The 25,863-nt window shown below is 46.5% G+C and carries 26 protein-coding genes and 1 pseudogene; 17 read left to right on the top strand and 10 right to left on the bottom strand.

Annotated elements, in window-relative coordinates; genetic code table 11:
- Window positions 1–95: 95 nt before the first annotated feature.
- Window positions 96–796, top strand: a pseudogene (locus QUB33_RS10470) (IS1 family transposase); the annotation flags it as partial.
- Window positions 797–875: 79 nt separating this feature from the next.
- On the opposite strand, the gene QUB33_RS10465 reads toward QUB33_RS10470, so the two are convergent.
- Window positions 876–1,262 carry a hypothetical protein gene (locus tag QUB33_RS10465; protein WP_190738401.1) on the bottom strand — a complete coding sequence of 129 codons (387 nt, stop codon included), beginning with the start codon at window positions 1,260–1,262 and terminating at the stop codon, window positions 876–878.
- A gap of 110 nt (window positions 1,263–1,372) precedes the next feature.
- On the opposite strand from QUB33_RS10465, the gene QUB33_RS10460 reads away from it, so the two are divergent.
- Both QUB33_RS10460 and chlP read left to right on the top strand, forming a co-directional pair.
- Entirely contained in the window at window positions 1,373–1,693 is a 321-nt protein-coding gene (locus QUB33_RS10460) for a hypothetical protein (RefSeq protein ID WP_333350100.1), read from the top strand.
- Window positions 1,694–1,783: 90 nt separating this feature from the next.
- A complete protein-coding gene (gene chlP / locus QUB33_RS10455; RefSeq protein ID WP_242723505.1) occupies window positions 1,784–3,004 on the top strand; it encodes a geranylgeranyl reductase in 1,221 nt (406 codons plus the stop codon).
- Between the two features lie 120 nt (window positions 3,005–3,124).
- On the opposite strand, the gene QUB33_RS10450 is transcribed toward chlP, so the two are convergent.
- Window positions 3,125–3,667, bottom strand: coding sequence for a Dps family protein (locus tag QUB33_RS10450; protein WP_333350098.1), 543 nt, complete (start codon window positions 3,665–3,667; stop codon window positions 3,125–3,127).
- Between the two features lie 355 nt (window positions 3,668–4,022).
- Between QUB33_RS10450 and QUB33_RS10445 the strand changes: the two genes are divergently transcribed.
- From QUB33_RS10445 to QUB33_RS10435, 3 genes are all read left to right on the top strand, one after another.
- Window positions 4,023–4,274: an Asr1405/Asl0597 family protein gene (locus QUB33_RS10445; RefSeq protein WP_333350096.1), complete on the top strand. Its 252-nt coding sequence runs from the start codon at window positions 4,023–4,025 to the stop codon at window positions 4,272–4,274.
- Window positions 4,275–4,341: 67 nt separating this feature from the next.
- A complete protein-coding gene (locus tag QUB33_RS10440; protein WP_333350094.1) occupies window positions 4,342–5,007 on the top strand; it encodes a (2Fe-2S) ferredoxin domain-containing protein in 666 nt (221 codons plus the stop codon).
- A gap of 274 nt (window positions 5,008–5,281) precedes the next feature.
- Window positions 5,282–6,613 (top strand): hypothetical protein, encoded by a 1,332-nt coding sequence (locus tag QUB33_RS10435; RefSeq protein ID WP_333350092.1) that lies wholly within the window; start codon window positions 5,282–5,284, stop codon window positions 6,611–6,613.
- 38 nt (window positions 6,614–6,651) lie between these two features.
- Here QUB33_RS10435 and QUB33_RS10430 read toward each other — a convergent pair whose 3' ends face one another.
- Window positions 6,652–8,790: a flavin-dependent dehydrogenase gene (locus QUB33_RS10430; RefSeq protein ID WP_333350090.1), complete on the bottom strand. Its 2,139-nt coding sequence runs from the start codon at window positions 8,788–8,790 to the stop codon at window positions 6,652–6,654.
- A gap of 193 nt (window positions 8,791–8,983) precedes the next feature.
- Here QUB33_RS10430 and QUB33_RS10425 point away from each other — a divergent pair, with 193 nt between their 5' ends.
- Window positions 8,984–9,217 carry a hypothetical protein gene (locus QUB33_RS10425; protein WP_190662685.1) on the top strand — a complete coding sequence of 78 codons (234 nt, stop codon included), beginning with the start codon at window positions 8,984–8,986 and terminating at the stop codon, window positions 9,215–9,217.
- 45 nt (window positions 9,218–9,262) lie between these two features.
- Window positions 9,263–9,826 (top strand): Uma2 family endonuclease, encoded by a 564-nt coding sequence (locus QUB33_RS10420; RefSeq protein WP_333350088.1) that lies wholly within the window; start codon window positions 9,263–9,265, stop codon window positions 9,824–9,826.
- 115 nt (window positions 9,827–9,941) lie between these two features.
- Here the strand turns inward: QUB33_RS10420 and QUB33_RS10415 are convergent, their stop codons facing one another.
- Entirely contained in the window at window positions 9,942–11,021 is a 1,080-nt protein-coding gene (locus QUB33_RS10415; RefSeq protein ID WP_333350086.1) for a M23 family metallopeptidase, read from the bottom strand.
- A 160-nt stretch (window positions 11,022–11,181) separates the two neighbouring features.
- Here QUB33_RS10415 and QUB33_RS10410 point away from each other — a divergent pair, with 160 nt between their 5' ends.
- The gene (locus tag QUB33_RS10410; RefSeq protein WP_333350084.1) at window positions 11,182–11,895 is read left to right on the top strand and encodes a phosphatase PAP2 family protein; all 714 of its coding nucleotides are present in this window, start codon (window positions 11,182–11,184) and stop codon (window positions 11,893–11,895) included.
- On the opposite strand, the gene QUB33_RS10405 is transcribed toward QUB33_RS10410, so the two are convergent.
- From QUB33_RS10405 to QUB33_RS10395, 3 genes are all read right to left on the bottom strand, one after another.
- The gene (locus QUB33_RS10405; protein ID WP_333350082.1) at window positions 11,892–12,776 is read right to left on the bottom strand and encodes an aspartoacylase; all 885 of its coding nucleotides are present in this window, start codon (window positions 12,774–12,776) and stop codon (window positions 11,892–11,894) included. The genes QUB33_RS10410 and QUB33_RS10405 overlap by 4 nt on opposite strands.
- A 287-nt stretch (window positions 12,777–13,063) precedes the next feature.
- Window positions 13,064–13,315: a ParE family toxin-like protein gene (locus QUB33_RS10400; RefSeq protein WP_333350081.1), complete on the bottom strand. Its 252-nt coding sequence runs from the start codon at window positions 13,313–13,315 to the stop codon at window positions 13,064–13,066.
- On the bottom strand, window positions 13,315–13,515 hold the full coding sequence (locus tag QUB33_RS10395) for a hypothetical protein (RefSeq protein WP_333350079.1): 201 nt from the start codon (window positions 13,513–13,515) through the stop codon (window positions 13,315–13,317). The genes QUB33_RS10400 and QUB33_RS10395 overlap by 1 nt, the downstream gene beginning before the upstream one ends.
- A gap of 108 nt (window positions 13,516–13,623) precedes the next feature.
- On the opposite strand from QUB33_RS10395, the gene QUB33_RS10390 reads away from it, so the two are divergent.
- The 8 genes from QUB33_RS10390 (at window position 13,624) to QUB33_RS10355 (ending at window position 20,362) form a co-directional block, all read left to right on the top strand.
- Window positions 13,624–13,779, top strand: a complete 156-nt coding sequence (locus QUB33_RS10390) for a hypothetical protein (protein WP_333350077.1) — start codon at window positions 13,624–13,626, stop codon at window positions 13,777–13,779.
- Window positions 13,780–13,816: 37 nt separating this feature from the next.
- Window positions 13,817–14,137, top strand: a complete 321-nt coding sequence (locus QUB33_RS10385) for a DUF433 domain-containing protein (protein WP_333350074.1) — start codon at window positions 13,817–13,819, stop codon at window positions 14,135–14,137.
- Between the two features lie 14 nt (window positions 14,138–14,151).
- Entirely contained in the window at window positions 14,152–14,526 is a 375-nt protein-coding gene (locus QUB33_RS10380; RefSeq protein ID WP_333350151.1) for a DUF5615 family PIN-like protein, read from the top strand.
- A gap of 61 nt (window positions 14,527–14,587) precedes the next feature.
- Window positions 14,588–18,661 (top strand): leucine-rich repeat domain-containing protein, encoded by a 4,074-nt coding sequence (locus QUB33_RS10375; RefSeq protein ID WP_333350071.1) that lies wholly within the window; start codon window positions 14,588–14,590, stop codon window positions 18,659–18,661.
- A gap of 66 nt (window positions 18,662–18,727) precedes the next feature.
- On the top strand, window positions 18,728–19,240 hold the full coding sequence (locus QUB33_RS10370) for a dihydrofolate reductase family protein (protein ID WP_333350069.1): 513 nt from the start codon (window positions 18,728–18,730) through the stop codon (window positions 19,238–19,240).
- Between the two features lie 67 nt (window positions 19,241–19,307).
- On the top strand, window positions 19,308–19,724 hold the full coding sequence (locus QUB33_RS10365; RefSeq protein ID WP_333201260.1) for a XisH family protein: 417 nt from the start codon (window positions 19,308–19,310) through the stop codon (window positions 19,722–19,724).
- Window positions 19,712–20,047 (top strand): XisI protein, encoded by a 336-nt coding sequence (locus QUB33_RS10360; protein ID WP_333350067.1) that lies wholly within the window; start codon window positions 19,712–19,714, stop codon window positions 20,045–20,047. Before QUB33_RS10365 ends, QUB33_RS10360 begins: the two co-directional genes overlap by 13 nt.
- 18 nt (window positions 20,048–20,065) lie before the next feature.
- A complete protein-coding gene (locus QUB33_RS10355; RefSeq protein WP_333350065.1) occupies window positions 20,066–20,362 on the top strand; it encodes a hypothetical protein in 297 nt (98 codons plus the stop codon).
- 83 nt (window positions 20,363–20,445) lie between these two features.
- Here QUB33_RS10355 and ileS read toward each other — a convergent pair whose 3' ends face one another.
- The 3 genes from ileS to QUB33_RS10340 form a co-directional block, all read right to left on the bottom strand.
- Window positions 20,446–24,045, bottom strand: a complete 3,600-nt coding sequence (gene ileS, locus QUB33_RS10350; protein WP_333350063.1) for an isoleucine--tRNA ligase — start codon at window positions 24,043–24,045, stop codon at window positions 20,446–20,448.
- 263 nt (window positions 24,046–24,308) lie between these two features.
- Complete coding sequence (locus QUB33_RS10345) at window positions 24,309–24,872, bottom strand: Uma2 family endonuclease (RefSeq protein ID WP_333350061.1); 564 nt, start codon at window positions 24,870–24,872, stop codon at window positions 24,309–24,311.
- 211 nt (window positions 24,873–25,083) lie between these two features.
- On the bottom strand, window positions 25,084–25,494 hold the full coding sequence (locus QUB33_RS10340; RefSeq protein WP_333350059.1) for an Npun_F0494 family protein: 411 nt from the start codon (window positions 25,492–25,494) through the stop codon (window positions 25,084–25,086).
- Window positions 25,495–25,863 lie beyond the last annotated feature (369 nt).

The raw sequence follows: 25,863 nt of genomic DNA, 5'->3' as shown, positions 1-25,863 counted from the left end.
GTTTTTCGGCAGCGAAGTGGCTTTCAGGTGGTCTGGCATAGTAAGGGTAAGGAGTTATCATGCGATGTACCTAAGCCTTGTTAATTCTCAACTCCATGAATTGTCACCGTTTCGGTTATCCAAACATCGTTAAAAATTGTCCCACCCCCAGCGCTCAGCAAAACTTTAAATGTATATATTGTCACAGGCAGTTTGTTTAAAACCCGAGACATCAAAGGATTTCAGAAGAAACAAAAAAATTGAGAGATCAGCTTTTATTAGAAAAAATATCTTGAGTTGCGATTGTCAAAGTCACGAGGGTGTCCCCCCGCTGATTCCAATACTATGTGTTTTTCAACAATTAGCATCAGTCGCCCGGAAAGTTCAAGTAAAGTCAAAAAACCAAGGCAAGCTAACGATCCAACGTGATGAGATGTAGTCGTTTTTAGGCAATAAGGGGAACAAGCAGTGGAAAGAGCGGCCAATTGATACCTTAAGCAAAGAAATTCTAGGGATGTATATAGGAAGTCGAGTTGAAATGGGTGCTAAAGGTTTTTGGGATTCCCTCCCAGTAGTTGACAGACAATGTGCCGTCTATTATACAGATTTTTGGGCAGGCTTAAAAAAAAATTTCCCCAGCGACACAAATCTCTGGAGAAAGATACTGGCAAAACTTCTGATATCGAAAGATTCAATAACACCCTTCAGCAAAGGAGATCTCGTTTGGTAAGAAAGGCTTTGTTCAGATCTATCTATAAAGATATCCAATCATGTGGGTGCCTTCTGGTATTTTATCCATGATTACAACGCTTCTTTACCCCTAAAAATGTTTAGGATTTTTCGTTGCTATGCAGGACTACCAAACTTTGTTCTAAGGATTTTGGAGAGTCATTTATTTACTTACCCTTCCGGGCTACAAACTCCCGCAGCCGCAGTAAACTAGCCGTTTGCCCCAAATTCAGCGGCAGCAGCGACACTCCCTCCAACCGAGACTGCACCCAACCATCGCCCCAATACCACTCGTGAAATCCGTCAATTCCCTGACTCAATAACAGCCGCAGACAATTGTGCTCAGCAATATCAACGTGATGCTGAACTGCCACGGGGCCCAGCCAACTTGTAAAGGTCAAACCTTGAGCAAATTCTTCCGGCAAACCGCTAGATAACTGCTGCGGCCACATCCACTGCTGCAATTGACTCGGACGCAACAAGCTGTCTCTAATCGCTGTTTCGGAAGCTTCAAGCTCAATCCGCAGGTTGCTTTGTTGAAAATTACCGAGCATAAGAATTTTAGATATAACTGCAAGTAACTTTAATGTAACTTATTGGACTGGTTCTAACCTATTCCGGGCGGGCTAGGAGCAACTGCCCACAAAAACCAAATGCACTCTTTGTGGAACAGGCCCGAAAGCCTGTTCAGGGCGGGCGGGCTAGGAGCAACGGCCCACAAGCAGAAAATTCACTGTTTGTGGAACAGGCTAGGCAAGCCTGTTCATGTCCGGGCGGACTAGGAGCAACGGCCCACAAGCAGAAAATTCATTCTTTGTGGAACAGGCCCGAAAGCCTGTTCTTAGAAAATAGTGCAAAATGTTCGATCGCACATCACCGTCCATCTACCTTCATCTACACTAAAAAATTTAAGATATTCGATCGCACCTACTGCCCGAAACCAGATTTTCGTATCGAACTGTTAAGCTCTGTTTCATTTCATTGAAATCTTCCCTGCTTCACGCCCCCGCATCCAAAGTCCGTGATACCATCACACCTGAGTAATGCCTATAGAAAAAAACTGGAGAGAAAAGCTTTGACACTAAGGGTTGCAGTAGTAGGTTCAGGCCCTGCGGGTTCTTCCGCCGCCGAAACATTGGTAAAAGCAGGAATCGAAACATACCTATTCGAGCGTAAATTAGACAACGCCAAACCCTGCGGTGGGGCGATTCCCCTGTGCATGGTCAGCGAATTTGACTTGCCGCAAAGTATTATTGACCGCCAAGTCAGAAAAATGAAAATGATCTCCCCCTCTAACGTCGAGGTGGACATCAATATTGAAAACGCCCACGAATACATCGGTATGTGCCGCCGCGAAGTGCTCGATGGCTTCATGCGCGATCGCGCCGCTTCCTTGGGTGCAAAACTGATTAACGGCACCGTTCACAAATTAGAAATTCCAGGCAACAACACCGACCCCTACACTCTCCACTATGCCGACCACTCCGACGGCAGTGCAATGGGAATTCAGAAAACTCTGAAGGTGGATTTGGTAATTGGGGCTGACGGCGCTAACTCTCGCGTAGCAAAGGCGATCGACGCTGGCGACTACAATTATGCGATCGCCTTCCAAGAGCGCATCCGCCTGCCAGAAGATAAAATGGCTTACTACGAAGACTTAGCCGAAATGTACGTCGGCGACGACGTATCTACCGATTTCTACGCTTGGGTGTTCCCCAAATACGACCACGTAGCTGTCGGTACCGGCACGATGAAAGTCAATCAAGCCAGCATCAAAAAGCTGCAAGCAGGCGTCCGCGCCCGCGCTGCCAAAAAACTGATGGGCGGTGAGATTATTAAAGTGGAAGCTCACCCCATCCCGGAACATCCGCGTCCCCGCCGGGTTGTCGGTCGAGTTGCTCTCGTAGGCGACGCCGCCGGCTACGTTACCAAGTCTTCCGGCGAAGGTATCTATTTTGCCGCCAAGTCTGGTCGGATGTGTGCCGAAACTATTGTGGAGATTTCCAATAAAGGCGCGCGCATTCCGACTGAAGAGGAAATTAAGATTTACCTGAAGCGGTGGGATAAAGCCTACGGCATTACTTACAAAGTTCTGGACATTTTGCAGCGCGTGTTCTACCGTTCCGACGCTACCCGCGAAGCTTTTGTGGAAATGTGTGCCGATCGCGATGTCCAGAAGCTCACATTCGATAGCTACTTGTATAAAACCGTGGTTCCGGCTAATCCCTTCATTCAGATGAAGATTACCGCTAAAACCATTGGTAGCTTGTTGCGCGGCAATGCTTTAGCGCCTTAATTCCCTCCGGACAAGCGCACTTTGTATAAAAAAAGCGGGCAGTCACAAAACTGCCCGCTTTTTTTTCTATCTAAGATAACGAACCGCGAAGGCGCGAAGGAAGAGGAAGAAGAAGAATTGTTAGTTCAAGTTCAACTGCACTAAGGTATCGGGGGCGAGGAAGTGAGAAATGTGATAAGCCCGCTCTTCTGTTTTTAGCAGGATTTTTTCGTAGAGGTAGCGCGTAGCTCGATCGCCCAAACTTTCTGCTTGTCCTGCTTGACGCCGCAGCAAACCGAGGATAGCTTGCTCCGCAACTAAATCGTGTTCTAGCATTTGGCGGCAGGAATATACGCCGTCAGCTTCCGGCTCAAAACAGCACAGCTCGGCTAACTTGCTAAAGCTAGCTGCCGGTATGCCGCCCAACCCGTTTAACCGTTCACCCAACTCGTGGACGCTATCTTGAGCTTCTCCGTAGCTTTCTTCAAAGAATTTGTGCAAGGAGTAGAATTCTGCCCCTTCCACCACAAAATGATGTTTTTGATATTGCAGGTATAGAGCCTGAAAACTGGCCAGCAGCGCGTTCATCCCTTCACAAATCGGTGCTGTGACTGAATGTTCCAGTAGAATTGGGTTTTCGGCTATGTGGCCAAATGGTCTTAATGCACTCTGAGTCTCAGCCATGTGTGTTCTCCTCTCAATAGGCAGTTTTGTTGCCAATAGAGTCAGTCTAGCACCGTAAATTTACCAGTCAAGCAGAGTCTGCCTCGATAGTGGAATATTTTGTAGAGTAGGAAAATTTTTTTCTAAACCTATTGAGAATAATTAGCAGTTGGGTTATGCTTAAAAAGATTCTCGTTCTGAACGCTTCCTGAAAATGGGGCGAACCTCCTGAAGGCAGAAGGTAGAAGGGAAAAGGCAGAATTTTTCAGGCCGGGCTTTTGATAATCCTTGATTTTCCTGGGAAATCTAGCTTTTAACTTCTGCTGGCGATCGGTCAGGAGCAAAAATTAATGCAAATTATTACTGTTGTTAAAAAATGAATCCAGCAGATCCAGAATTAGAAGTTTCTGACATTGTGCAAGTTAGTTGGCTAGACAGGTGGCAAGTTTACAAACGCTTGCAAGAGCTAGAAATTCCCTGCTGGTGTGCGGTTGACCAACCTTTGCGGGCAAAAGTCAACACTGTCAAACAAGCTGCTCAGTTAACGAGCGTGTTGAGGCAAGTCAGTGCCCCTCGGGGCGAACTGGTGCAGTGGCTGGAGTGCTGCTGGCAAATGCCTTCAAGGTAGAAGGAAGTTCGGCAAAGCTCAGTGTAGAAAATGTAACGGATTTAACGGATTTAAAGGAGTCATAACAATGTATAAATCTGGCAAGCAAGTTTCCGAATTCAGTTTAGAAGGAGAAATCCTCGGCCTGATTATTGAAGATGGTTGCAAACTTAAATATTTGCGAATTAGCAATGCTCGGGGAGTAGAATATCTTGTTAAACTGTGCAAGGAATTGCGGTCATTTCTGTTACCTGTTTTGACGCCCGGGTTGAAAGTTGAAGTGGTAGGTGAGAAAGAACTCAACTTGAAAAACGGTAAAATAAAACTTAAAGCTCGCAGCCTCAAGCTGGCTCAAGGTCAAAACGATCGATCGCCAGAACTCCTCGACTCCACCAATCTGCCTGTTGCGGTATTGACATCCGACGATCGCGCGATCGTCGGCAAAAGCGAATTCACCTCTACCACAGCCGCTCAAACTGTAAAAGCTTCGGCAAAAACCCAAACCAAAATATTAGTATGTCAAAAATCAGACTGCCTGAAGCGGGGCGCTGGAGGAGTCTGTAAAGCTTTAGAAAATGCTTTGAATGCGCGCGGTTTAGAAGACAAAGTGACAGTACAGGGAACCGGATGTCTCAAACAGTGTAAAGCGGGCCCAAATATAGTTGTGATGCCGGACAAAACTCGCTACAGCCGCATTGCACCGGCAGAAGTTCCAGCAATCATTGACAAACATTGTGCAGTTGTTAAAGCTTAGGCGATCGCACGCATACCGAAACAGTGCGTTAGACATCAGGAAAAATTATTTTGATAGGACTCTGGACCCACAACTCACGTCTGTAGGGTGCTCATAGGCGCATCTTACGCCTGAATTTGAGTTCGGGTTGTAGTTCGATCGCGCAACTCGATTCAGAGGCTATTGTCCGAAAAAACAGAAAAAATGACAACAACTATCACTTAGGGGCTTCCTTCTGTAGAATCTCTAAGGATAGACTGTATCTGAGACCCTGTGAGTATTGGGATAAAAAGCCATGTCAGAAGCTGATCTTCGAGCCCATCAGCACCAACCGCACCCTGCTGTTCCATCCGATACCGAACCATTTCATTCAGATTTTGCTGCTACTGGGGGTTTTGAGCCGATCGCCCCCGATGCGACAGACCCTCCCGCAACGGTTCCCCAACAGCCAGAAGAAGACTGGCAAACAGTAGATTTTCCCAACGCCATCAGTGTAGATGCAATTCCTACAATACCTGAAACAAAAAAGTCGCAATCTCCGACACAGCCGACTGAGGCGGGCTCGCCCCCGATTTCAGACAATCTAAAAAATATGCTTGGGAATGCCGAACAGGCCAAGGGCAAAGGATCGACCCCAGTCACCCTAATGCAAGCGCTGCACGAATGCAACCGCGACCTTTTACAGCGCATCGCCCAGCTAGAAACAGCTCTCGAAGAGTCCCAAAAAACTTTGCAGAATCGCGAAACTTTGCTAGAACAGCGGACTGCAGAACTAGAAAATACTCAAGAACAATTGACGCGGCTGTTTGGCAAAGTGGAAGTTTCCCATCAAACCCTCCAAAGTCAAGAAATTTTAGTCGAAAATTTAAGAAGTCAGTTGGCAACCAGCCAAGTCAGGCTAGCGACTGTTGAGCGAGAATGTGCGTCTACTGTGCAGCGCTACAACGAACAGTTACACCAGTTAGTAGCCACAGAAAATATTTGCAGGGAATTGCGAGCCCGCTTGCACCGCCAGCAGCGCCACACTCTGCAATTCAAAGCTGCCTTGGAAAGAAGTTTGGACAGGCCGCAGGTAAAGTCGCCGAGAACCGAGCCGCCTGACAATAATCTGGACACCGCCAGCGCACAATTAGAATCTTTGCTCGCGGCGGTCAAAAGCTCTCAGATGCCGGTGCCGCCAGCCTTCAACGCTTCCCCTGTCCAACCTTGGTCGGAACCAGAAGAGCTTCCAGAGGTAGCCCCTGCTGCCGAGGCGATCGAGCCTGAAGCCCCAGCCAATCAGGAACTCAACAAATTAGCCGAAGTATCCGGCATTCAATTGCACAAGAGCGAAACCTACCAGCCTGATGAGCCGGCAACTGACTCGGCCGAACCGGTTGCGGAACCTGAACTGCCGGTGGCTGAGTCTGAACCCGAAACTGCTACCAAAGTGGACGCCCAAGAATTGGCCAGGGCTTTTCAAATTTTGAACTCTGTTGAAACCTTTGGCATTCAAGAAGTGCGATCGAGTGTGGCAAAACCTACAGCAGTCGCCCAACCAGACTGGCTGAGCTTGATTGCCAGTCCGCTGCGGGCTTCTAAAAAACGCCGATCGCTAGCTGAAATTGAATTGCCGAGTTTTCGATAGCGAATTGAAGTTGCTAGTTTTGAGTCAAAACTCAAAACTCAAAACTCTTTTCTCCTCTTTCCCATGCCGTAGGTGAGAGCATAGCTGGTAGCCAACAGCGACAGCCAAACAGCCGGATACCGGGGTTCCAACCAAGGTTGTACCCTGCGCGCGAAGCTGGGAAGCCATCCGAACAGCCAACTGGCCAAAGCCAGCAGAGTAAAATTCACGTAACTTCCCAGCCAGCGCCAAATATCCCTCAAGGTGACAAAATCTAAAATCCACAAGAGGAGAGAAGGATTTTTTCCGGCTGCTTCGAGCGCCAGTCGATTGAAAGTTAGCCAGTCGATTCTGTCTTTAATAAAAGTTTCGGCTACGGTGAGTTTTTGTCCTGCCAAAATACCGAAAAAGGTATTGAGAATTGAATTAATTCTTTGAGGCGGCAAACTGCTGCCTGTAGGAACCATCATGCCTTTAGAAAACAGCCAAGTTACTGAAACATTGCTCTGGTAGGCGCGAATTTGGTTTAAGTGATTTGCAGTCAACAAATTGTGCTTTAATGCTGTATCCAAAAGGTCTGTTAAGCGGAAAAGATTGCGGACAAGAGAGCCGAAGCCGGTGAAAACGAGGGGAGATTGCAAGGATGCTGCGTCGCCGATCGAGACTAGGCGATCGACCGCCACGGAGCGATCGCTGCTGTTGCTGCTAAAATGCCCCGGAATATAACCAAAGGTCGGTTTTTTCCACACCAATTTATCGACATCGCAGCGGCGGTATTCCGGCAAAATTGTGAAAAAATCCTCGTACATTTCCAGCAAAGAACCGGGATTCTCTGGATGTACTTGGTGGTAGTGAAATAGATAAACTGTCAGTTCTGTGCCGGCGCCGGGAAACAACTCCCAAATGAGCTGGCGCCCCCGGGAAATGTCCCCGTGAGTGTAGAGTACATCCCCGTACTCTGAATCCCATACTCCCGGCTCAAATCCTGCGTCGATGACTGCTCCCACTGTCGGACAAACGCTGTCAAAAGTCCGCCCTTCGTTCAATTGCCAAGCGATGGGAGAAGCCGAACCCATTGCATCCACCAGCAGCCGTCCTAATGCAGTGCGATCGGCTTTTGTCGGCAAGTGGCGGCCTTGAACTACTACTTTTTCCGCTTCAACATCGGCTCTGATAAACTCAGTTTCGTCCCAGATTTCCCCACCAGCTTCTGTTAGCTTAACTCCCGCTAACTTCAGCAATTTTTCGCCGTCCAAAGCTACATTGAGTACCTTTGGCGTGTGCAGAACTGGCGCTTGAGCAACGGGCGGATTGTTAGCATCAAAAAACTTGTTGTAGCCATCTTTGTATTCTCTGGCAATCAAAGTTTCGATTTCTGCAGCAGTAAATAAACCTAAATCAATTAAGCTTTGAATTTCATCCCGCGAAATATTCCACTCGCGATTCATCCGCCCGAAAGGCATTCGTTCAACTAGCAGCACCCGGTAGCCCAATTTCGCCATGACTGCGGCGTGAATCACTCCTAATGCCCCGCCAATATAAATTAAGTCGTAAAAAGTATCGCCAGAATCAGACACCAAAATTGTGTCTTCTGCCTTCTTCCCTGTTCCCTCTTCCTTCTTCCCTGTTCCCTCTTCCTTCAAAAACACTACTTGTTTTGGCTTTTGAGGATTGCGAGTGCTTTCGCGCCAACGTTGCTCCCACCAGTAGACGCGCTTGAGGTCGTATTCGCCTTCAGGCATTTTTTGGAAGTATTTGACGGTGAGGGGGTAATAGGGAGCAAGAGCCTCAAAAATTGACTGTTTGGAAAGGTCTATGAGAGGGGGTTCCGGGTAGCGATCGGGAAACTTGTTTTTCACAGCAATATTCAGATTTTCCAGGAACTTTTTTTCTCCCGCAGGCGCCTCTTCTAGACGAAAGACTTTTAAATAAGTGGTGCGTTGCAGTGACCAGACAAAGGTGGAAAGTTCTGTCCGCCAATTTTGGTTTCCTGAATTGGTGTCAGCCAATGCGGGTTTCGGATTGGCATTTTGAGTTCCAGACTTGAGAACCTCGGCTGTTGTGGCTGGTGAAAGCAGGCGAAAGCCGTCAGCAGTAATAATTTTTTCTCCGATTCCGGGATCGAATTCGTGCTGCAACCAAGTGCAGACGGCTGCTGTATCCGGTGTCGGGACTTCTAGATAAAGAATTTCTTGCATGATTAGGCTCTCAATTCTGAATAAATTAATAAAGATGGGGGAGTTGACAAGGGAGCAAAGTAGGCTATACTCCCGAATACTTATTTAGTTTTAAATAAGTTTACAATGTTCTCAGATTTTTAGGTTTTCGATCGCTCTTGCTCTCGGTTGGCCCGCAACGGCTGAATATCTACTCCCTTTGGTATGCACTCCTATGAATTATCCCATTCCTACGAATCCTCAAGAAATGATTGCTTTGCGACAGCAGCCACTGAATGAAGAATTGGTGGCGTCGGCGATCGCGGGTGTGATTCAAATAGCTCGATCGCGATCTCAGTCTTTGGATGAATTGAAGGCTGAGGTACTCGCCGACGACAATCTGCTCGATTTTGCTCAGAGGCTCTGGCTGAGCGACATTGTGGCTCAAGCTTGGAACAATTTGCCTTAGACTAGACTGCCGCGAAAGGATCTATCTAATTAAGGTGAAGTTAAAATGGTTAAAACAACATTAAAACCCTTAAATTTAGAAGAGTTTCTCCAACTACCAGAAACCAAACCTGCAAGCGAATACATTGATAATCAAATTATTCAGAAACCACTGCCACAAGGAAAACACAGTGCGATTCAATGTGAACTAATTATTTTCATTAACGCTATATTAAGAAACAAAAAAGTTGCACGAACTTTTCCAGAACTCCGGTGTACCTTTGGCGGAAGGTCAACAGTGCCTGATGTTTCAGTATTTGTCTGGAACAGAATTCCCACCGAGGATAACGGCGAAATTGCTAATGTCTTTCCCATAGCTCCTGATTGGACAATTGAGATTTTGTCGCCCGACCAAAGTCAAACTAAAGTTACTAAAAATATTCTGCACTGCTTAAATCATGAAACTCAAATGGGCTGGCTGATAGATCCCGACGAACAATGCGTTTTTGTTTATGTTCCCCAGCAACAGACAGCAGTATTTGATGAACCAGAAATGCTGCTACCTGTGCCGTCCTTCGCTAACGAACTGCAGTTGAGTGTCGGAGAATTATTTGGCTGGCTGTTGAAATAATCTTCGGAAGGAAGAGGGAAGAAGGAAGAAGGAAGAAGGAAGAGAGTGATTTTGACGCGGCTACACGGATTAAATACTGCCAACAGTCAACAGTCAACAGTCAACAGTCAACTAACTAACGCAACTCTACTTCTCGCTTGACTTCTGCCAAAACTCGATCGCCCCGCGTCAACCGGTATTCGGCCCGCCAAACTCCGGGAATCAGAGGAGAATTTGTACTGTTTCTTTTGCCGACATAACCCAACCAAGTGCGGCTGGGGGCTTTAATTTCATTGGTCTGATCGGCGATGGTTGTGCCGTTGGGTGCAAATAATTTGTATTGTTCGCGATCGCCCTTGAGCACTCCGTAACTTTGCACCCAAAACAACAAAGCTGGACTGTTTGCAGGGAGTTTAGTCTCGGAAAATTGTCCTTCCCAGACAGCGTTGATATCGGGCGGCTTATTGGCAAAACCTGCCCGAATTAAACCTGTGGAAATATAGTCTAGAGGTTTGTCCCAAATGGGATTGCGGGCGATGTTGCAGCCTACCTTCGCGTCGGGCCCGACAAACGGATCTACGGGTTTGCCTTGATAGCGAAAAGTTACGTGTACGTGGGGGAAAGAGGCCATCCCAGAGTTCCCCACCATGCCCAAAACAGTGCCTTTTTGTACCTGTGTACCCGGTTTGACGGCAACGCTGCCTTTGCGGAGGTGGCAGTATTGGGCTTCCCAGCCTGCGCCGTGGTCGATTACCATGCCGTTGCCGCATTCTGTGCCTGCGATGTTGGCTTTTTCTGTATCGTTTTGTAAACGCCGATCGACCACACCATCTCGTGCTCGCAAAACTTTGCCTGCTGCGGAGGCAATAACTGGAACTCCTTTTGCCATTGCTTTGGCGTCGGGAATGGCAAAATCTGTGCCGTCGTGGCCGTCGTAGGTTTGGCGCCCGCAGCCAAAATCGACGGCGGTGGGGCCGGGTTCTCGATCGAAATACAGCAATACAAAACAGTCTTTGCCTAGGGTACAGTCGATCGGCTGGCCGAATTGCGGGTTGTTCGGCTTTTGCGCGACTGCGGTGGAGACGAGACGCTGGGCGATGGTGTTGGCTTCGGCGATCGGGGCATTGACTCCGGTTGTGCTAGCACAGCTAGAAAGACTTGTCAACCCCACGGTCAACAAAATTGCAGAAATGTGTTTTGTGGATAGTATAGTCATTCGCCGATGGGATGTAAAAGCTGAGGTGGCTAGTGAAAAATCAGTTAATGATTCAGAATAGAGTTGCTCAAGAATCTAGACGATTGGTAAGGCTTTTTCGTTTCCGATACTTGTGGTATTATTTTCAATTGGAAATTTTCAAATTTTAATTACTTAGAAAATGCGTTCTAAAATTCGATCGCTCATTTCGATAATTCGGCTGGCCGGGCTTGCTGTTGCTGCTTTGGGGATGTGGGGATTTTCCACCCTTGCCGAAGACGTGTTGGGAAAACAAAGTTACGCTTTCGATACATCTATTTTACTATATCTCAGGAGCCTTCACACTCCGCTGCGCGATCAAATAATGTTGGGCTTTACCTTTTTGGGCGAGCCGAAGTTGCTGCTAGTGATGTGTCTGAGCTTGGGTATTGTTTTGCTAGCGCGCAATCACCGATCGGAAGCCGCAACTATTGCGCTCGCGGGCGCAGGGGCGATCGGTTTAAATGTACTGTTAAAAAAACTTTTTGCCCGTGCTAGACCTCAACTTTGGGAGCGCGTTATTGACGTTCGCTTTTACAGTTTTCCTAGCGGACACGCGATGATTTCAATGGTTATTTACGGTTTGCTAGGATATTTCTTGGGTACGCGCTTTCCCAAGCAGCGCTGGTTGATTTACAGCGTGACAGTTGTATTAATTGCTGCTATTGGTTTGAGTCGGCTTTATCTAGGAGTTCACTGGCCTACCGATGTTATTGCTGGTTATACGGCTGGTTTGGTGTGGCTGATTACCTGTATTCTCACTTTGGAAATATGGAAGGAATTGCGTTCTTTGACTACGGCTTCTAAAGAGGAGTTTTTGTCACCAGATCCGTCTCTAGAAATGACTAATGACTAATGACTAACAACAATTTGCTTTTGGGTAAAACACATGGCAATTCCTTTTTCGTAGTAAGCTGCCTCGTTAATGAAAATTGGATAAACGGTTGATTTACCTTGATACAAGACTGACTCACCATCAAAGGTTAAAAACATGGGATCGCCGGGATTTAGTGGTTGATAATCTCTGGATTGCAGATGAGGATGAATCATTGCCTGAATTTCTCTGTTCTCGTTTCTGGGATAGTCGATCGCCCCAATGGTGTGATAAATAGTCAGGGGATTCTTTGCAGCAGGCATTGTGCCTTGATTGTAGGCTTCTACGCCGTCTAAAATTCGGCTGACTACTTGCTCAGTTTGCTGAAATAAAGACGCATCTAATACGCCTTGCGGCACTGCACCAACTTCCAGCGTACCGCCTAATTCGGAAAGCGATCGCAGCAAAGGACTATCATGATTCTTGGTTGTAGAAGCGAGTACCTTGAGCTGGGGATACACAGAGGTTAAATAAGCTGCTAGTTGCAGGTTAAATGGATGATGGCTGGCGAGAATAAATGTTAGCCCCATGTTGGATGTGGTGCTGTGCAAATCGATAATTACGTTGGGCAGATGAGTGTTTTTTGAGCTAAAAATGCGGTAGATTTCTTTCGCCCGCTGCGCTTCATAGCTGGAGAGATGGGGATTTTCTAAATCTTGCTTTCTAAAGCAGCGGTTGAGGTCAATATCGATGTAGCGTCTGCCGATTTCGCAAGCTTTGGGATTGGCTAGCAGGGCGATAGTTTCAAAAGTCGATCGCCCAATTAACTCTGGCGCGCGCTCGAATTTCTTCACGAGGTAAATTCCTGTGAGTTCGTTTCCGTGGGTTCCTCCCACTATGGCAACACGTTTAATTTGGTTCATAGACAAATAACTTCCTATCCCAAGCGTATCACCCTTTGTCATCTGTTGGTAAAAAACATGAGATTGAGGTTTATTATGTGTTTATATTTAGATTATCTAAAGTTTAAGGAAGTAGGTATCACACGCAGAACTGAGAAACCAGGTTGATCTGGGTATTTCTCGTCATTACTAAACCAAAAACTCATTACGATCGCCACCGCGAAGAAATCGAGCGCCTAATTGTTTCTCATCAAACCGATAATTGAAAGGGTGAGACACACCAAAAGACAAAAAATACTTGACTTTTACTAATTAATTAAGCTGTCGTATTCTGCATGAGTACCAATCCAGAACCAGAGAATTCCTTGCTTGACTTCTGTACCCAAAGCTCGATGACTTTGCCCAGCTCGAACTGACCAGTATTTGCCAACTTTTTTGAAGTGTAAAGATGGGTGGTTGGGATCGACTTTGAGGAGTTCGTAAGCGCGATCGGCGGTGGATTGCACATTTTCTGGCAGTGCAGCGTAGCAACTCCAAAAGCGGCGGGTTGTATAGTGCATTAGATTGCCCGATATTGCCCTGCTTCAAAATCAGCTAGTGCTTCTTGTGCCAGACTGTCTAGTTTACCGCCAATGATGTCTTGTTCGAGCTGTTCGCTCCAGCGTTGATAGTCTAAATCTAGCAGCCATTGCACCAGTTTTTGATAGTCGCTGGCTGGCAGTTTTAGGATGGCGGCTTCGATTTGCTCAATAGTGGACATAAAATCTGTATGTTTGGGTTGCTTATTTATTATAGCTTTCTGGCTTTCCCCACCAACCAAAAAATCCTGTCGCAATAAAATAATGAAGACTACCGAGAGATAAAGGATATGACGCCAGAGGAGTTGTTGCAGTTTATCGACAAAGCTGCCGATGTGGGCCAGACAGAATTGGATTTGGCGGGGTTGGAGGAATTGCCGCCGGAGATAGGCAAGTGCCCTCCGCTTGAGAGGTTGGTGTTGGGGAATTTTGCTATGATAGTTTGAGCGCTCGCACTATTATATATTCTGTAAATTTCCAGCTATGAACATTCAGTTGGTTGACTCCTTAATTCAAGTCATTGAGTCGCTGACACCTGAAGAGAGTTTGCTGTTTCAAGAAAAACTCTGGGCTAGGGCGATTCAGAGTACGCCTGGAGTCTGTGGAGGAAATGCCCGGATTCGCAACACCCGCATTCCTGTTTGGACACTGGTTTCGCTTCACCAACAGGGGGCTGATGAGGCTGAGTTACTTCGGAATTATCCAGGTTTGTCCGATCGCGATTTAGAGAATGCTTGGCGTTATTACGATCGCCACTGCGAAGAAATCGATCGCATTATTGTTTCTCATCAAACCGATGATTGAAAGGGTGAGGCTGTATTAAGAGTGAAAATTTCCCGATCGCAATGGTCGAGCATTTGCGTAGCCTTGACTGTGATGTTTTAACTTCCTATGATGCTGGTCAAGCGAATCAAGGGATTCCTGATGACGAGGTTCTCCGATTTGCTACTGAACAAAATCGGGCGGTAATTAGCTTCAATCGCGATGATTTTGTGGCGCTACACCGTGGCGGTGAACATCATGCAGGAATTATTGTGTGTAAAGACGATCGAGATTACTTGGGACAAGTTACTATTCTTCATGCCTATCTTCAGGATGTTGATTCACTGTTCGATCGGCTGATTCGCATCAAAAAGCAGAATCAGCCTGGGTTGAGTCATCCGGTTTTTGTGGTTCAAGAGTACGGGCGATAATTCCCCCCACCCACAAAAATCTCTGTCACAATAAAATGAAGACTACCGAGAGACAAAGGGCATGACGCGAAAAGAAGCAGTCCGGCGAATTGACATAGCGGCGGCGGAAAAATTGACTCAACTGGATTTAGCCGGGTTGGAGTTGGACGAATTGCCGCCGGAGATTGGCAAGTGCACGCAGCTTCAGCGTTTGATTTTGGGGAAGTGGATTGATGGTAATGAAGGCGTGGGCAACAAGCTAGTGGTACTACCTCCTGAAATCGGTAAGCTTACCAATCTGAAAATTTTACAGCTTGGTTTTAACGCCTTATCCAGTTTGCCTGACGAAATCAGTCAACTGGTGAATCTCAAAGCGTTGCATTTGCCTAAAAATCAGTTTACCGAACTACCTGATTGTATTTTTCAGCTCCCTCAGCTTGTTTATCTCGGATGTCGGGAAAACCAAATTTCTATACTGCCACCACACATTCAAAACCTGAAGCTACTAGAAACACTGGGACTGGGAGAAAATCAACTTCAATGTTTGCCAGATGAAATCGGAACGCTGCAATATCTGAAAGGTTTTTACCTGTGGGGAAATCCCATAGAGTCTCTGCCTGAAAGTTTAGGCAAATTGGAAAACCTTCGGACTTTCTCCCTGTCCAAAATGGTGCTGCGAGAGATTCCTGAAATAATTGGTAAATTCTCTAATCTGCGATGTTTGCAGATTAGGAATTCACAGATAGCAGAAATTCCCGAAGTTGTGGGCAAACTGTCGAATTTGACACAGCTTAACCTCAGCAGCAATCAGATAGCAGAAATTCCCGAAGTGGTGGGCAAACTGTCGAATTTGACACAGCTTAAGCTCTGGAACAATCTGATTACAGAAATTCCCGAAATTCTGGGCAAACTGTCGCATTTGACACAGCTTAACCTCAGTTACAATCAGATTACAGAAATTCCCGAAGTGGTGGGCAAACTGTCGAATTTGACACAGCTTGACCTCAGAAAAAATCAGATTACAGAAATTCCCGAAGTTCTGGGCAAACTGTCGAATTTGACACAGCTTGACCTCAGAAACAATCAGATTACAGAAATTCCCGAAGTTCTGCGAAAACTGTCGAATTTGACACAGCTTGACCTCGGGAACAATCAGATTACAGAAATTCCCGAAGTGGTGGGAAAACTGTCGAATTTGACACAGATTGACCTCAGACACAATCAGATTACAGAAATTCCCGAAGTGGTGGGAAAACTGTCGAATTTGACACAGCTTGACCTCGGTGGCAATCAGATTACAGAAATTCCCGAAGTTGTGGGCAAACTGTCGAAATTGACACAGCTTGACCTCAGTGGCAATCAGATTACAGAAATTCCCGAAGTTGTGGGCAAACTGTCGAAATTGACACAGCTTGACCTCAGTTACAATCAGATTACAGAAATTCCCGAAGTTGTGGGCAAACTGTCGAAATTGACACAGCTTGACCTCAGTTACAATCAGATTACAGAAATTCCCGAAGTTGTGGGCAAACTGTCGAATTTGACACAGCTTTACCTCTGGAACAATAAGATTACAGAAATTCCCGAAGTTCTGGGTAAACTGTCGAATTTGACACAGCTTAACCTCTGGATCAATCAGATTACAGAAATTCCCGAAGTTCTGGGCAAACTGTCGAATTTGACACAGCTTAAGCTCTGGAACAATCAGATTACAGAAATTCCCGAAGTGGTGGGCAAACTGTCGAATTTGACACAGCTTGACCTCAGAAACAATCAGATTACAGAAATTCCCGAAGTTCTGGGCAAACTGTCGAATTTGACACAGCTTGACCTCGGTGGCAATCAGATTACAGAAATTCCCGAAGTTCTGGGCAAACTGTCGAATTTGACACAGCTTGACCTCAGAAACAATCAGATTACAGAAATTCCCGAAGTTCTGGGCAAACTGTCGAATTTGACACAGCTTGACCTCAGAAACAATCAGATTACAGAAATTCCCGAAGTTCTGGGCAAAATGGAGAAACTGAAACAATTGGATTTGCGGGGTAATCCAATACCAATTCCGCCGGAAATTCTGGGCGAAAACGAATTATATAAAGATCCTGGCGATTTGCGTACCATTCTCGATTTCTACTTCCAAACTCGCGACCCCAATGCTACCGAAGACCTCAACGAAGCCAAACTTTTGATTGTCGGCGAAGGCGAAGCGGGAAAAACCACCCTAGCAAACAAACTCCTCAATACCGACTACGAACTCAAAAAACCAGAACCCACCACCGAAGGCATCGATGTGATGCGCTGGGAATTCCCACAACCCAACGGCAAACCTTTCCGCGTTCACCTCTGGGACTTTGGCGGACAGGAAATCTACCACGCCACCCACCAATTTTTTCTCACCGAACGTTCTGTGTATGTCCTCCTCGTCGATAACCGCCGCCAAAACCCCAACCTCTGCTACTGGCTGAGTATCATCGAACTCCTCAGCGACGGCAGTCCCGTCTTCCTCGTCCAAAACGAAAAACAAGACATCCGCTGCGAAATCAACCTCTCCCAACAGCGGCGGGACTTTCCCAACCTAGAAAAAGATTTCGCTACCAACCTCGCCACCAATCGCGGACTTGAAGCCCTCCAACGCGCCCTGCAAAACCGCATCACTACCCTCGAACACATCAGTACGCCCATCCCCAAACGCTGGGCAAACGTCCGCTATGTTGTGGAAAACTATTCCCAACACCAAACCCATATCGAAGTCGGTGAATTTTTCAACATCTGCGCCGGCCAAGGTTTCAAAAAGTCGGATAAACCCGCCATGTTGAGTCTCAGTAAATACCTCCACGACTTGGGTATCATCCTCCACTTCCAAAAAGTCCCCAACCTCAAAAAGGTAGTCATCCTGCGTCCGGAATTGGCAACCAACGCTGTTTACAAACTCATCGGCAACAAAAAAGTCACCGACAATGGAGAAGTTACCGACAACGCAGAAGTCATCGCCAACTACGGGTACTTCACCCAAGAAAACCTCAAGCAAATCTGGCGCGACAGAGAATACCAAGACTTGCAGGACGAACTGCTGCACTTGATGAAACACTTCAAACTGTGTTACGAAATCCCCTGCCAACCCGGACAATACATCGCCCCGCAACTTCTCCCCCTCGAAACGCCCAACTACACCTGGGATGACGCCGATAACCTGATTTTGCGCTACGAATACGACTTCATGCCCAAAGGCATCATTACCCGCTTCATCGTAGAAATGCACTTGTTAATCTACCGCCCTCAATCCGATTTACCAAAGGGTAGGGGGGATATTGTCTGGCGCGATGGAGTCATCCTCGCCGACAATTACGCCAAAGCCGAAGTTATCGAGAATTACCACCAACGAGAAATCCGCATTCGAGTTTCCGGCAACCAGAAAAAATCTCTTTTAGACCGCATCCGCCACGAACTCTGGAAAATTCATGCTACTTATGACAATCGCCTAAAATATCAAGAACTCATCCCCTGCAATTGTCACCAATGCCAAGGCAGCCAAGACCCTCACCTCTACGATTTTGAAGAACTGCGCCGCCGTTTGGCAAACCACCGCTACGAAATCGAATGCTACAAATCTTATCAAATGGTTCAGGTGCGCCGCTTAATGGAAGATTTCCCGGATAATTTGCAACAATGGGAAGAAAAAGAGCGAATTTCTGGAATCGATCGACCTGACTCTGGAGATACTTCTAGCATTCAAGTAAACATCAATATCGACGGTAAAAAAATGACTGACACTTCTTCCACAACCAACACCTTCAACGGCCCGATATCTGGTGTTGCCGGCAGCGACAACGAAGTTAAAAACAATCAATTTAATCAAATCAATAATGCTAATACAGCAGAAATTTTGACATTAATTGCATCTTTGCGTGAAAATTGCGCGCAGTTTCCCAAAGATGTACGCGATGATATAATTATCGATATCGAAGATGTCGAAGCCGAAATTCAGAAACCGGAAAACCAATGGAATAAAGACAGATTAAAGAAAAGTTTAAAAGCTATTGTAACGGCGGCGGCGGCGATCGGAATTGGTGTCGCCGGTGTGACTGAGTTTGCTAATACGGCGATCGATGTCAGCAACAAACTGGGTATCGAACTCAAGCTACCGTCAGGACGCTAAATCATTTAAAATTAAGGTGGTGCGGGCGATTATCGCCCCAATCATTCCCCAAACCTCGGTGTTGCCATGCGGAAAATTGTACTATTCATTGCATCTAGTCTGGACGGTTATATCGCCCGATCGAATGGCGATATTGACTGGCTGTTTACAGACCAAAATTACGGTTATAGTAAATTCTTAGATAGCATCGATACGGTTCTCATGGGTCGGAAAACTTACGAACAAGTTCTAACTTTTGGCGAGTATCCGTACCAAGAAAAAAAGAGTTATGTTTTTACAAAAAATCTAGATTTTCAAGCCACTTCTGATGTAGAAGTGGTAACAGATTTAGAGAGTTTTGTCAATGACTTACGCTTGCTTGAGGGCAAGAATATTTGGTTGGTGGGAGGTTCTCTGCTGATTCGCGATTTCCTCAATCAAAATTTTGTCAACGAAGTGATTCTCTCGGTGCACCCGATTATTTTAGGCGAGGGAATCCCTTTATTTGTTAATCCCATAAATACTACAGCTTTGCAGTTAACTGGATGTCAGACATACAGTTCTGGTATGGTTCAGCTATCTTATGATGTCGCGACTTGAGGGCGATCGCAGCAGCTAGCGCGCTTTGGCTGCTATAAGATAGATATAGAAGCTGTATGAGGGAGAAATGGCTGCTAGAGATTTATTTCACGATGCTGTAAAAAAAGCGCTTCAGAAGGAGGAGTGGGAAATCACCGCAGATCCGCTGATCGTCAAAATTCAGGGCGTTAAGTTTGAGATTGATTTAGCCGCAGAGAAGATTTTGGCGGCGGAAAAATTAGGGCAAAAAATTGCTGTTGAAATTAAAAGCTTCCTCAACAACTCTGCAATTACTGACTTTCATCTCGCCTTGGGTCAATTTTTGAATTATCGGCTTGCCTTACAAATCAAAGAACCGGACAGAACACTGTATCTAGCAGTACCGTTTGATACTTTTGACTCGTTTTTTCAAGAGCCATTTATACAAGAAGCGGTCAATGTGTATCAACTTAAACTCGTCGTTTACGATCCGCAAAAGGAGGTAATTGTGGAATGGAAAGAGTAGAACATTACCGCCAGTGTATCCGCAAATTGCTCACTCAACAAGCAACGATAGAAAAGCCTAATTCAGACGTTGAATGCCAGCTTGTTTTTGATTGGGAACACGACCACTATCAGTTACTCGATGTTGGCTGGGAGGGACTAAAGCGGATATACAACTGTTTCATTCATTTGGATATCAAGGATGGCAAAATTTGGATTCAGCGCAATATGACAGAAGTGGATATTGCACGGGAATTTGTCGAGATGGGAGTGTCTGAGGAGGATATTGTGTTGGGGTTGCATCCGCCTTACAAGCGTCCGCATACTGGGTTCGGAGTAGCGTAAAGGAAAAGGCGATCGCAGATGATGAAATGTGTTTGCTACTTTTTGCTATTAATATCTTTTTTCTGGGTCGCGCTTCCTGCTGACGCCTCTGTATGCCGCAATTATCAAAAAAGCGAGATTTGCATTGTCGATATCAAACGCAGTGCGAAAAACTATTGGGAATACAGGGTAATTCTGAGTGTTGATGGAGTGAAACAGCCTCTGGAAGTCTACAATTGCCGCGCTCGCACTACAGCTAAGAAAGATGGAACAGTTTTGGCGTTTGGACAAAACAACCCTGGTGAAATCGTCTGCCGTTTTTTTAATCAGAAATAAGTAAATGAAGTTATTGTAGGCTGCGCTTCGGGCTGAATGTGGCAACCACAAACTCAAGAATTTTCCCCGAAGCGCAGCCTACGTTAGAACTTTTGGTCTACTGCTGAAACGCAGCGTTCGCAAATTAGCGGATGTTCGATCGACTCGCTGACATGAGTCGAGTAATTCCAGCAGCGATCGCACTTTTCCCCGTCTGCTTTCACTACACCAATCGCCAACTCGGGAGACTGATAACTGTACGGCAATTCTTGCAGGATTGCATTCGATTCTACCAGTTCCACTTCCGAAGTAATGAACAAATACCGCAGTTCGTCTACACCGTTGGCGGTCATTGTAGAATCGTGCGTTACAGCTATTTCAGCAGGAATTTCTGGTTTGGGTTCGATCGCAACTAATTCTGCTTTCGGGATTTGGGGTGTTTCTACAAGCGCCGTTTCTACTGGGGCTGTTTGTACTATCGCCTGTGTTTCTTCTACAAGCACAAGCGCTGTCTCTAGTGGCGGTGCGAGTACGATCGCCTGTGTTTCTGCAAGCACAAGCCCGCTTGTCCGGCCCACCACATCTGCTGTCATAAAATCAATCTTTTGAACCAGTTGTTGACGGTTGGCGGCAAACAGCAAGTGACGGAAAGCAAACCAGATTGTAAATAAGATGCCGATGACTTCCAATAAGCCTCCCAAAAGCGGAATCTGATTCATCGTATCCAAAATCGCCAGCGTTACTCTACCCGTTATCACCACAGAGGCTAACAGCCCCAGTGTGACCAGCACTTTTTGGTATTCTGTGACAAAGTTGCCCGCGTATTCTGGCAAATTAGCCACAAATTGGAGCGCTTGATCTAAGATTGGCTGCGAATCTGAAGCCGACAGTTCAGGGGCGGAATACTCTACTATCTGAGAAGATCGATCGCTCTTTTGTGCGATCGTTTCCGCTTTCACATGAATTGTGTTTTCTGTCAAGACTTTAGCAACTTTTGCCGCTTGTTCTTCCTGTTTATCTTGTGCTGCTTTTGCTTTCTCCTCTGCGGCTAACTCTATGACTGAATTTTGCGATCGCACATAATCCACCAATCCTTCGCTGCTGGGATTCAAAGCTTGCAATTGCTGTCTTTTCTCAACATCGGGAACATACAGCAAAACCTTAGCTTCCAAAGAAGAACCGATCGCCTTTTCAATCCGGGCTTTTTCCAAAACCTTATTAACTTCGCCGCGCACTTGTCGCAAATACTGCCAGCGAGTAGCCAATTCTGGATTGTGCCATGAAGCATCAATTTGTACCCAGCCGGCTTCAAACACGGACTTGTAAGGAGTCGGATAGGGAAGGTATTGCCAAATATCCTCAGCCATGTGACACAAAACAGGTGCGATCGCCCTTGCTAAATTCTCCACAGCAATTGCAATCACCGTCTGACAACTGCGGCGGCGAAGGGTATCTGTCGCGCTGATGTAAAGTCTATCTTTGGCAATATCCAAGTAAAAATTAGACAAATCCACCGTGCAGAAATTCTGCACAGTTTGGAAGAATCGGGAAAATTGGAAGCTTTCAAAAGCATCTTGGACTTCCGCAAATACTTCGCCCATTCTGTGCAGCATATAGCGGTCGAGTTCCGGCAATTCTTCGTAAGCAACGGCATCTTTTGCCGGGTCGAAGTCGTGCAAATTGCCCAGCAAAAACTTAGCTGTATTGCGAATTTTGCGGTAAACATCCGACTGCTGTTTGAGAATATTTTTGCCCAAAGGCACGTCTGCCGAGTAGTCTACCGAAGACACCCACAACCGCAAAACATCGGCTCCATATTCATTAATTACGACTGCCGGATCGACAACATTGCCTAGAGATTTGCTTTGCTTCCGGCCTTTTTCATCTAGCACAAAACCGTGAGTCAAAACTGTTTTGTAAGGAGCAACGCCGTTAGTTGCTACACTGGTAAGCAAGCTGGATTGAAACCAGCCGCGGTGTTGGTCTGAACCTTCCAAATAGATATCAGCAGGATAGTTTAATTCCGATCGACCTTGGGCAACTGCGGCCCAGGAAGAACCCGAGTCAAACCACACATCCATCGTGTCTGTACCTTTGCGGTAAGTGCGGCCGTTATTGCGGTAAGATTCCGGCAGCAATTCATCGATCGACAATTCCCACCAAGCATCCGAACCCTTCTCGGCAAAGATGGCTTGCACGTAGGCGATCGTTTCTTGATTCAGCAGCGGTTCGTTGGTTTCTTCGTCGTAGAATACGGGAATGGGAACGCCCCAACTCCGCTGGCGGGAGATGCACCAATCCGATCGATCGCCCACCATTGCAGTAATCCGATTTTCCCCTTGGGCGGGAATCCACTTCACATCCGCGATCGCTTTTAAGGCTTCATCTCGGAATCCTTCAACGGACGCAAACCACTGTTCCGTCGCCCGAAAAATGGTCGGCTTTTTCGTGCGCCAATCGTAAGGATAAGAGTGAGCGTAACTTTCCTCTTTAATCAAACAATTTGCCTCAGCAAGGGCATCAATCACTGCGGCATTGCCGTTTCCGAGGACATCTAAACCTGCAAACTGTCCGGCTTCTGCGGTGAAATTTCCGTTCTCGTCTACGGGTGTTAAAACTGGTAAACCGCAGCGTTTTCCGACGATAAAGTCTTCTTGTCCGTGCCCCGGTGCGGTGTGCACCAATCCCGTCCCGGAATCAGCGGTAATGTAGTCACCGCCGGCAACAATTGGACTTTCGCGATCGAACAGCGGGTGTTTGTAGATGCAACCTTCTAATTCTTTGCCTTTGAAGGTAGCAAGTATTTTTAATTCAGTGTTAAAAGTTGCCGACAGCCGATCGACCGCATCGACAGCTACTAACATAAATTGTTGTGCTATGTGGGAATTTGCCGGCGGTTCCACCACCGCATAAGTCAATTCGGGATTAACTGCGATCGCCAAGTTTGCCGGAATTGTCCAGGGAGTCGTCGTCCAAATCGCCGCCCAGAGGCTCGGCATATAACGCTTGAGCTTCGTTTGCAGGGATTTTGACAATTTTTTCACATGAAAGCCGACGTAGATGCTGCGCGACGTGTGGCCTTCGGGATATTCTAATTCCGCTTCGGCGAGGGCTGTTTTCGAGCTCGGGCTCCAGTGAACAGGTTTGAAGCCGCGGTAGATGTAGCCTTTGAGCACCATTTGACCGAAAACGCCGATTTGAGCGGCTTCGTATTCGGGTTTCATGGTTAAATACGGGTGTTCCCAGTCGCCCCAAACGCCGTAGCGCTGGAAGGATTCGCGCTGCTGTTCCATTGTTTGCTGCGCGAAGGCGGCGGCTTTGCGGCGAAGTTCGATCGGCGTAAGATTTAGCCGTTCCTCCGATTTCATCTTCTTATCTTGCAAGACTTTAAGTTCGATCGGCAATCCATGACAATCCCAACCGGGAACGTAGCGGACTTTTTTGCCGCGCAGCATTTGGTAGCGGTTGATAAAGTCTTTGAGGATTTTGTTGAGGGCGTGGCCGATGTGGAGTTGTCCGTTGGCGTAGGGTGGCCCGTCGTGCAGGATGAACAAGTCGCCTGGGTTATTTTCCGAAAGCCGATCGTAGATTTCTTGATCTGCCCAAAATTGTTGCAATTCAGGTTCCCGTTTGACGGCGTTGGCGCGCATATCAAACTTGGTTTTGGGCAGGTTTACGGTGTCTTTGTAAGATTTAGCTTCCATTTTTGAGAAACGTTTTATGTAGTTAGTTGTTAGTAGTTAGCGGTTATTTGAGAGATGATATCAAGTCCGGTTAAATAATCATAATGAAGTTTGTAGTGACAACTTTAGTCATCTCTCGTCATTGAAGAGCTGACAACCAGATATTTTAGTATAAGCGATCGACCGCACATTAGATCGAACCAAATCCATAGAGATCTCTCTCTTCTCTTCCTCTGCGCCCTCTGCGCCCTCTGCGGTTAAATCATTCATAAACCGAGGTGGCGCTACTCAGTCAGCCAACTGAACATTTCACCGACGGTGAGATTGAAGGATTCGGCAAAGGTTGGAACGGGGATGCGATCGCCCGGTTCTTCAAAAACTGCTATGGTGCGATCGGCAAAATAGACAAATACCAGTTCTTCTTCCGGGTCAATCAACCAGCCCATCTGGGTTCCGTGGCCGAGACTGTGGAGAATGTTGCGGACGACTTTAGTTTGACTTTGGTCGGGGGAAAGAATTTCGATTGTCCAGTCGGGGGCGATGGCGAAAGTGTTGGCTACTTCGCCGTTTTCGTCGCGGGGAATGCGTTCCCAGGTAAAGACTGCAAGATCGGGTACTGTCGATCGACCTCCAAAGGTACAGCGCAATTCTGGATAGGCGCGGGCGATGCGTTGCGGTTTGAGTACCCGGTTGATGTCAGCAGCCAAATCGCTTTGAATTGTGCTGTGTTTTCCTTGGGGCTTAGGTTTCTGGATAATCTGACCATCGATGAATTCGCTAGCCGGTTTGGTTTCGGGCCGTTTGAGAAATTCATCGAGAGTCAAAGGTTTAGTCGGGCTTTGAACCATTATTTTTATTTAATTTAAGTTTAATTTGTATTAGTTAAGCGATCGGGCATTTAATTTATACTTACATCTCTCAAGAACAGGCAAGATGCCTGTTCCACAAAGAGTAAATTTGCTTGTGGGGTGGATTTCTTCAAACTCTTGTGGGGTGGGCATCTTGCCCGCCCAAAAGCTTAAATTTTAAGCTTCAACCACTTATTAGCCGCCATTCCGGTTATAGAAATACTCCCAACCCGCGACTAACGGCATTTCCCATGCGATCGCACAATGACGCGGCCGGCACTCCCTGTCCTTCCTGTTCCCATCTTTCCACGAGTTGGCGGCCCAGGGGCGTGAGGCGAAAACTGTCGGTAATCCCTTGTCCGTCTACTTCCCGCCGCAACACACCGACTTGGATCAGCCAAAGTAGCGAGTTTTCGGCTACGAGCTCGGATACGGGTGATCGGGTGTAGCCGCTTTCAACACCGGAATTTGAGGCGATCGCAGTTAGGAAAACACTGTTATCGCGGATGGTCTGGAAGAAGTGTAATTGAAAAGGGCTGCACCGGACGGCGCGATCGGCTCTTTTTACGGTGCGATCGGGATAACTAATAGATTTAAACGCTTCGGAGGGGATAAAAGTCATTGCGAGAACTTTTGAGTAGCTACTATATTTTTTATGATTGCAGATTTAGAGCCAAATGGGAGTTATGAAACTTATATAAAAATTCAGACAGGCTTTGAACCGAAAGAAATATTTTTAGGCATAAACTTTTTTTTATTCATAATTATTTTGAGTCTCCGCCTCTTAAAAACTAAGAAATTCGTGTAAGAAATGAATAGAAAAACGGGTGAAATCAACATCATCTCCACATTCATACAGTTCGCCCATAAAGTCAATTATTGTTTGATTTTTTCAATAAATTGCTCGGGAGCATCAATACGGTTTACTTAAGGCTTGGGAGGCTTTAAGATATTAAAAACAGGAGGATTAATTTTTATTCCAGTACCTCTG

Origin of the sequence: Microcoleus sp. B3-A4 (assembly GCF_036705385.1) — a bacterium.
GTDB lineage: Bacteria > Cyanobacteriota > Cyanobacteriia > Cyanobacteriales > Microcoleaceae > Microcoleus.
Note: the sequence above shows the minus strand (reverse complement) of the source record. Positions and strands in the feature narration are given on the sequence as shown.

Coding starts and splice junctions, on each gene's coding strand:
- QUB33_RS10465 (WP_190738401.1), bottom strand. CDS start 1,262: ATGCTCGGTAATTTTCAACAAAGCAACCTGCGGATTGAGCTTGAAGCT.
- QUB33_RS10450 (WP_333350098.1), bottom strand. CDS start 3,667: ATGGCTGAGACTCAGAGTGCATTAAGACCATTTGGCCACATAGCCGAA.
- QUB33_RS10445 (WP_333350096.1), top strand. CDS start 4,023: ATGAATCCAGCAGATCCAGAATTAGAAGTTTCTGACATTGTGCAAGTT.
- QUB33_RS10440 (WP_333350094.1), top strand. CDS start 4,342: ATGTATAAATCTGGCAAGCAAGTTTCCGAATTCAGTTTAGAAGGAGAA.
- QUB33_RS10435 (WP_333350092.1), top strand. CDS start 5,282: ATGTCAGAAGCTGATCTTCGAGCCCATCAGCACCAACCGCACCCTGCT.
- QUB33_RS10430 (WP_333350090.1), bottom strand. CDS start 8,790: ATGCAAGAAATTCTTTATCTAGAAGTCCCGACACCGGATACAGCAGCC.
- QUB33_RS10425 (WP_190662685.1), top strand. CDS start 8,984: ATGAATTATCCCATTCCTACGAATCCTCAAGAAATGATTGCTTTGCGA.
- QUB33_RS10420 (WP_333350088.1), top strand. CDS start 9,263: ATGGTTAAAACAACATTAAAACCCTTAAATTTAGAAGAGTTTCTCCAA.
- QUB33_RS10415 (WP_333350086.1), bottom strand. CDS start 11,021: ATGACTATACTATCCACAAAACACATTTCTGCAATTTTGTTGACCGTG.
- QUB33_RS10410 (WP_333350084.1), top strand. CDS start 11,182: ATGCGTTCTAAAATTCGATCGCTCATTTCGATAATTCGGCTGGCCGGG.
- QUB33_RS10405 (WP_333350082.1), bottom strand. CDS start 12,776: ATGAACCAAATTAAACGTGTTGCCATAGTGGGAGGAACCCACGGAAAC.
- QUB33_RS10400 (WP_333350081.1), bottom strand. CDS start 13,315: ATGCACTATACAACCCGCCGCTTTTGGAGTTGCTACGCTGCACTGCCA.
- QUB33_RS10395 (WP_333350079.1), bottom strand. CDS start 13,515: ATGTCCACTATTGAGCAAATCGAAGCCGCCATCCTAAAACTGCCAGCC.
- QUB33_RS10390 (WP_333350077.1), top strand. CDS start 13,624: ATGACGCCAGAGGAGTTGTTGCAGTTTATCGACAAAGCTGCCGATGTG.
- QUB33_RS10385 (WP_333350074.1), top strand. CDS start 13,817: ATGAACATTCAGTTGGTTGACTCCTTAATTCAAGTCATTGAGTCGCTG.
- QUB33_RS10375 (WP_333350071.1), top strand. CDS start 14,588: ATGACGCGAAAAGAAGCAGTCCGGCGAATTGACATAGCGGCGGCGGAA.
- QUB33_RS10370 (WP_333350069.1), top strand. CDS start 18,728: ATGCGGAAAATTGTACTATTCATTGCATCTAGTCTGGACGGTTATATC.
- QUB33_RS10365 (WP_333201260.1), top strand. CDS start 19,308: ATGGCTGCTAGAGATTTATTTCACGATGCTGTAAAAAAAGCGCTTCAG.
- QUB33_RS10360 (WP_333350067.1), top strand. CDS start 19,712: ATGGAAAGAGTAGAACATTACCGCCAGTGTATCCGCAAATTGCTCACT.
- QUB33_RS10355 (WP_333350065.1), top strand. CDS start 20,066: ATGATGAAATGTGTTTGCTACTTTTTGCTATTAATATCTTTTTTCTGG.
- ileS (WP_333350063.1), bottom strand. CDS start 24,045: ATGGAAGCTAAATCTTACAAAGACACCGTAAACCTGCCCAAAACCAAG.
- QUB33_RS10345 (WP_333350061.1), bottom strand. CDS start 24,872: ATGGTTCAAAGCCCGACTAAACCTTTGACTCTCGATGAATTTCTCAAA.
- QUB33_RS10340 (WP_333350059.1), bottom strand. CDS start 25,494: ATGACTTTTATCCCCTCCGAAGCGTTTAAATCTATTAGTTATCCCGAT.